Genomic DNA, 6330 nt, shown 5'->3' on the forward strand with positions numbered 1-6330 from the left:
GGCCGGGTTCACGCTGTCCAACCGTCATCGCCTGCCCGAGACCCCGTGCACCACGGCCCGGACACCTTCTTCGGCGCCCCGGCCCGCGGCGAACAGCATCTCGTCACCGGCCTGCAGCACGTCCTCGGCCCCCGGAAGGATGACGCCGCCGTCCCGCAGCACGGTCACCAACGCGGCGTTGTCCGGCAGGGTCACGTCGCAGACCCGCTGACCGATCAGCGGGTTATCCACCGGCAGCGTCAGTTTCGTCAGGTTCGCCCGCCCGCGGCGAAGCCCCATCAGCTGCACCAGATGTCCGACGTCGATCGCCCCCTCCACCGCGGCGACCATCGCGTGCGGCGTGGAGACCGCCACGTCGATGCCCCACCCCTCGGTGAACAGCCACTGGTTGCGGGCATCGTTGACCCGGGCGACCACCCGGTCCACCCCGAACTCGGTCTTGGCCAGCAGCGCCACCGCGAGGTTGACCTTGTCGTCGCCGCTGGCGGCGATCACCACGTCGCAGGTCTGGATGCCGGCCTCCTCGAGCGCGCTGAGCTCGCAGGCGTCGGCGAGCAGCCACTCGGCGTCCGGAACGGTGCGCGGCTCGAAGTGCCGCGGGTTGCGTTCGATCAACAGGACCCGGTGGCCGTCTTCGAGTAGCTCCCGGGCGACCGACCGACCGACCGCGCCGGCACCCGCGATCCCGATCCGCATCATCAGCTCTCCTCACCGCCACTGCTCCCGGGTGTACCACAGCGAGCACGGCGGTACTGATTTACTACAGATAATCCGACCGCGGCGGCCCGGCCCCGCAGACCCGAGCGGGGACGCCATGACCTTGCAGCAGCTCTACCTGGCGCTGCTGATCGCGGGTCTGGTGCTGCTGGTCAGCATTGTCGCCACCCGCGCCGCGGACCGGGTGGGCCTGCCCAGCCTGCTGCTGTTCCTGGCGGTCGGCGTCGCGATCGGCAACGACGGACTCGGCCTGGAGTTCAGCGACGTGCAGCTGGCCAGCGACCTGGGCACCGCCGCGCTGGCGGTGATCCTGGTCGAAGGTGGTCTGACCACGCGGTTCGCCGACATCCGCAAGCTGCTGGTGCCCGCCGGTGTGCTGGCCACGGTCGGGGTCGCGGTCAGCATGGCGGTCACCGCGATCGCCGCGCACCTGCTGCTGGGCATCAGCTGGCAGCTATCGCTGCTGCTCGGCGCGGTCGTCTCCCCCACCGACGCGGCCGCGGTCTTCTCCATCCTGCGGGTGCTGCCGTTGCCGCGGCGGGTGGCCGGGCTGCTGGAGGCCGAATCCGGTTTCAACGACGCGCCCGCGGCGATCGCGGTGCTGACGCTCAGTGCTGTCCCGCTGCACCTGAACGCCGGTGCGGCCGCGTTCGGCGTGCTCTACGAGCTGGCAACCGGTGCAGCGATCGGGCTGGTCGCCGGCCTGCTCGGGGCGCTCGCGCTGCGCCGGGCCGCACTGCCGGCCTCCGGTCTGTACCCGCTGGCGACGTTCGCGCTGGCGATGGTGGCCTTCGCGGCGGCCGGCAGCGTGCACGCCAGCGGCTTCCTGGCCGCCTACCTGTCCGGGGTGGTGCTGGCCAACTCCGGGTTGCCGCACCGCTCGGCGACCCGCTCGTTCGCCGAGGGCCTGGGTTGGCTGGCCCAGATCGGGCTGTTCGTCCTGCTCGGGCTGCTGGTCAGTCCCAGCCAGCTCGCCGGTGAGCTGATCCCGGCGGTCGCGATCGGCGCGGTGCTGCTGCTGCTCAGCCGACCGCTGTCGGTGGTCGCATCGCTTGCCTGGTTCAAGGTGCCCTGGCGCGAGCAGGTCTTCCTATCCTGGGCCGGCCTGCGCGGCGCGGTGCCGATCGTGCTGGCCACCTTCCCGATCGTCGAACACGTGCCGGACAGCTACCGGCTGCTCAACATCGTCTTCATTCTGGTCGTGGTGTACACGGTGGTGCAGGGTCCCACCCTGGGGCTGTTCGCGCACCGGCTCGGGCTGCTCCCGCGAGACGCCACCCGGGAGTTGCAGGTCGAGGCGGCGCCGCTGGACGTGCTCGACGCGGAGTTGTTGACCATGACGGTGCAGCCGGACTCCCGGCTGCACAACGTGTCGGTGCTCGAGCTGCGGCTGCCCGACCCGAGCGTGATCACCCTGATCATCCGCAGCGGCCACACCTTCGTCCCGCAGCCGGACACGCTGATCGCCATCGGAGACGAGCTGTTGATCGTCACCACCACGAAGACCCGCGCGGCCGCCGAAGGCCGGCTGCGGGCGGTCAGCCGGCGCGGCAAACTCGCCTACTGGTTCGGCGAGTACGGCGCCGCGGACTGACCGGCCCGGATCAGCGCCGCAGCACGATCAGCGGAATCGCCGTCTCGGCCGCGGTGGCCGCACCGTGGAAGCCGACCAGCTGCGCCGATTCGGGCGGCTCGTGGGCGGTGGCCAGGATGGCGGCGTCACCGGTGCAGGTGACCACGACGTCGCCGATGCGGCCCAGGTGCTCCGGGCGCACCGGCCCGAACAGCCCGGCGGCCACCGCGTCGTCGCGCAGCCGCACCTCGGCCCGCCCGGCCAGCAGCTCCGACCAGACGGCCAGCACGTCGGCGGTGGCGCCGGGTTCGGTGTGCAGGTAGCGGACCCGCGGCTCGCCGGCGACCACCCGCACCCCGGCGGCCAGCCGCGGGTCGGCATCCAGGTCCACGCGAGCGTCGGCGGGCACGTTCAGGCCGCCGTGGTCGGCGGTGACCAGCAGCGCCGCGTCGTCCGGCAACTCCTCCACCAGCCGGCCCAGCAGCGCGTCGATCCGGGCCGCCGCGCTGTGCCAGTGCGCCGACCCGATGCCGGACAGGTGGGCGGCCCGGTCCAGCGCCGCGGTGTATCCGTAGACCAGCCCGGGTGCGGCGGCCAGCTCGTCGCGGACCCGAGCGGCGTACCGCTCGCCCTTGGCGGTCGGGCGGAGCTCCGCCCCCCGGTAGGCGGCCTCGGTGAGGCCGCTGCCGATCAGCGGTTCGGGCAGCACCGTACGGGCGCTGACCCCGGCCTGCCGCAGCCGCTGAAACCAGGTCGGCACCGGCTGCCAGCGGGTCGGCGGCGGGTCGTCCCGCCAGAAGATGTGGGTGAGCACCCGCTCGGTGCCCGGGACGTTCACCGTGAAGCCCAGCACTCCGTGCTCTCCCGGCGGCACGCCGGTGCCCAGCGAGGTCAGGCTGGTCGGCGTCGTCGACGGGAACGTGCAGGCCAGCTCGGTCAGCTGCCCGTCGGTGCCGGCCAGCACCGACGCCAGCAGCGGGGCCTCGCCGGCCAGCCGCGGCAGCAGGTGATACCCCATCCCGTCGACCAGCAGCACCGCCACCCGGCGTACCTCGCCGACCTGTTCGGCCAGCCCGAGGCTGTCGGTCGCGTCCGGGACGCCGAGCACCGCGGCCGCCGACGGCAGGATGTCGCAGATCGATCCGGGCATCCCGCCAGCCTGCCACCCGCACTGGAAATCTCCGCCGGCAGCGACGAAGGTGGGAGCCATGGGCAGACTCGCGGTGGTGACCGGGGCCGGATCGGGTATCGGCAAGGCGATCGCGCTGGGTTTCGTGGCCCGCGGTGACCGGGTGATCGCCGCCGACCTCGACCTGGCCGCCGCCGCGGCCACCGCCGCCGCGGCGCCGGAGGCGATCACCGCGCTGCCGGTCGACATCGCCGACCACAGCCAAGTGGCAGAGCTGTGCGCGCGGGTGACGGCGCAGGTCGGCACCCCGGACGTGCTGGTGAACGCCGCCGGCTGGGATCGGACCGATCAATTCCTCAACGCCACACCGGAATTCGCCGAGAAGGTGGTGGCGATCAACTACCTGGGGCCGGTCCACATGTGCCGGGCGTTCCTGCCCGGCATGGTGGAGGCCGGTGGCGGCCGGGTGGTCAACCTGGCCAGCGACGCCGGCCGGGTGGGCAGCGCCGGCGAGACCATCTACGCCGGCGCCAAGGGCGGGGTGATCGCCCTGACCAAGTCGCTGGCCCGGGAGATGGCCCGCCACCAGGTCACCGTCAACTGCGTCTGCCCGGGGCCGACCGACACCCCGCTGTTCCAGGCCCAACCGGAGAAACTCAAAGAGGCTCTGGTCAAAGCGATTCCGTTCCGGCGACTGGCCCGTCCCGAGGAGGTCGCCGCCCCGGTGTTGTTCTTCGCCTCCGACGCCGCGTCGTTCATCACCGGACAGGTGATCAGCGTCAGCGGCGGCCTGACCATGGCCGGCTGAAGGCCGGCTGACACCTAGGATTGACCGATGAGCCCCGAACCCGCCGCCTTCGACCCGGACGACCCGCTGAGCTTGGACGCGTCGCTGGCCGCCGACGAGATCGCCGTCCGTGACACGGTGCGCAAGTTCTGCGCCGAGCGCGTCATGCCGCACATCACCGAATGGTTCGAGGTCGGCGACCTGCCGGCCCGGGAGCTGGCCAAGCAGTTCGGCGCGCTCGGCCTGCTCGGCATGCACCTGCACGGCTACGGGTGCCCGGGCGCGTCGTCGGTGCACTACGGGCTGGCCTGCACCGAACTCGAGGCGGCCGACTCCGGGATCCGCTCGCTGGTCTCGGTGCAGGGCTCGCTGGCGATGTTCTCGATCTACCACAACGGCTCCGAGGAGCAGAAGCGGCGCTGGCTGCCGGCGATGGCCACCGGCGAACTGCTCGGCTGTTTCGGGCTGACCGAACCCGACGTCGGCTCCGACCCGGGCGCGATGCAGACCCGGGCGCGGCGGGACGGTTCGGACTGGGTGCTCAACGGCCGCAAGATGTGGATCACCAACGGGTCGATCGCCGACGTCGCGGTGGTCTGGGCGGCGACCGACGACGGAATCCGCGGCTTCATCGTCCCCACCGACACCCCCGGCTTCGCCGCGCACACCATGCACCACAAACTCTCGCTGCGCGCCTCGATCACCTCCGAGCTGGCGCTCGACGACGTGCGGCTGCCGGCCGACGCGCTGCTGCCCGGCGCCGAAGGCATCAAGGGCGCGCTGTCCAGCCTCTCCGAGGCGCGGTACGGGATCGTCTGGGGCTCGATGGGGGCCGCACGGTCGGCGTGGCAGGCGGCCCGAGCGTACGCGACCGACCGCACCCAGTTCGGCCAGCCGATCGGCGGGTTCCAGCTCACCCAGGCCAAACTCGTCGACATGGCCGTCGAGCTGCACAAGGGCCAGCTGCTGGCGCTGCACCTCGGCCGGCTCAAGGACAGCGTCGGGTTGCGCCCGGACCAGGTCAGCTTCGGCAAGCTGAACAACACCCGGGAGGCGCTGAAGATCTGCCGTACCGCACGAACGATATTGGGCGGCAACGGGATATCACTGGAGTACCCGGTGATCCGGCACATGGTCAACCTGGAGTCGGTGTTGACCTACGAAGGCACCCCGGAGATGCACCAGCTGGTGCTCGGCCAGAAGTTCACCGGCCTGAGCGCCTTCCGCTGACAGGAGGAGCACCAGTGAGCCTGACCTACACCTCCGAGCACCGGCAGTTCCGAGAGCTGGCCCACGATTTCGTGCAGCGGGTGGTGGTCCCCGCCCACGATGCCGCCGAACGCAGCGGGGTATTGGACCGGTCGCTGTTCACCGAGGCGGGAAAGCTTGGGCTGCTGGCGTTCTCGGTGCCGGAAGAGTTCGGCGGCGCCGGGATACCCGATTTCCGATACAACGCGATCGTGGTCGACGAGCTGCAGCGGGCCGGGGCGGCCGCCGAGGCGGTAGCGATCTCGCTGCAGAACGACATCGTGCTGCCCTACCTGACCGACCTGACCACCGCCGAGCAGCAGCGACGCTGGCTGCCCGGCGTGGTGACCGGTGAGACGGTGTTGGGCATCGCGATGACCGAGCCGGGCACCGGCAGCGACCTGGCCGGCATCCGCAGCACCGCGCAGCGGGACGGCGACCACTACGTCGTCAACGGGGCGAAGACCTTCATCTCCAACGGGCAGACCGGTGATCTGTTCGTCGTCGCGGTGCGCACCGGCGGCGAGCGGCACCAGGGACTCTCCCTGCTGGTCGTCGACCCGGAGATACCGGGCTTCCGGCGCGGCCGCAACCTGGAGAAGATCGGCCTGCACGCCCAGGACACCAGCGAGCTCTCCTTCACCGACATGCGGGTTCCGGTGGAGAACCTGATCGGCCAGGAGGGCCAGGGCTTCTACCAGCTGGTGCGCACCCTGCCGCAGGAGCGACTCTCGCTGGGGGTGGGCGCGGTGGCCGCCGCCGAAGGGGTGCTGGCGCACACCCTGCAGTACGTCAAGGAGCGGCAGGCGTTCGGCTCGCCGATCGCCAGTTTCCAGAACACCCAGTTCGTGCTCGCCGAGGTGGCCACCGAACTGG

General features: G+C 71.5%; 6 protein-coding genes. 4 read left to right on the top strand and 2 right to left on the bottom strand.

The window, feature by feature from the left end; translation table 11 throughout:
* Nucleotides 1–24 precede the first annotated feature (24 nt).
* A complete protein-coding gene (locus AC2VNT_RS12060; RefSeq protein ID WP_486947089.1) occupies nucleotides 25–696 on the bottom strand; it encodes a potassium channel family protein in 672 nt (223 codons plus the stop codon).
* A 118-nt stretch (nucleotides 697–814) separates the two neighbouring features.
* Between AC2VNT_RS12060 and AC2VNT_RS12065 the strand changes: the two genes are divergently transcribed.
* The gene (locus tag AC2VNT_RS12065; RefSeq protein WP_486947084.1) at nucleotides 815–2311 is read left to right on the top strand and encodes a potassium/proton antiporter; all 1497 of its coding nucleotides are present in this window, start codon (nucleotides 815–817) and stop codon (nucleotides 2309–2311) included.
* A 10-nt stretch (nucleotides 2312–2321) separates the two neighbouring features.
* Here the strand turns inward: AC2VNT_RS12065 and AC2VNT_RS12070 are convergent, their stop codons facing one another.
* A complete protein-coding gene (locus tag AC2VNT_RS12070; RefSeq protein ID WP_486947085.1) occupies nucleotides 2322–3440 on the bottom strand; it encodes an alkaline phosphatase family protein in 1119 nt (372 codons plus the stop codon).
* A 58-nt stretch (nucleotides 3441–3498) separates the two neighbouring features.
* On the opposite strand from AC2VNT_RS12070, the gene AC2VNT_RS12075 reads away from it, so the two are divergent.
* The 3 genes from AC2VNT_RS12075 to AC2VNT_RS12085 all read left to right on the top strand — a co-directional run.
* Nucleotides 3499–4227, top strand: coding sequence for an SDR family NAD(P)-dependent oxidoreductase (locus tag AC2VNT_RS12075; RefSeq protein ID WP_486947086.1), 729 nt, complete (start codon nucleotides 3499–3501; stop codon nucleotides 4225–4227).
* A 27-nt stretch (nucleotides 4228–4254) separates the two neighbouring features.
* Nucleotides 4255–5436, top strand: a complete 1182-nt coding sequence (locus AC2VNT_RS12080) for an acyl-CoA dehydrogenase family protein (RefSeq protein WP_486947087.1) — start codon at nucleotides 4255–4257, stop codon at nucleotides 5434–5436.
* Nucleotides 5437–5450: 14 nt separating this feature from the next.
* Nucleotides 5451–6330, top strand: an 880-nt coding sequence (locus AC2VNT_RS12085; RefSeq protein WP_486947088.1) for an acyl-CoA dehydrogenase family protein, incomplete at its 3' end; no start/stop codon positions are given.

It is taken from the genome of Mycobacterium sp. TH-M15, from assembly GCF_057473705.1.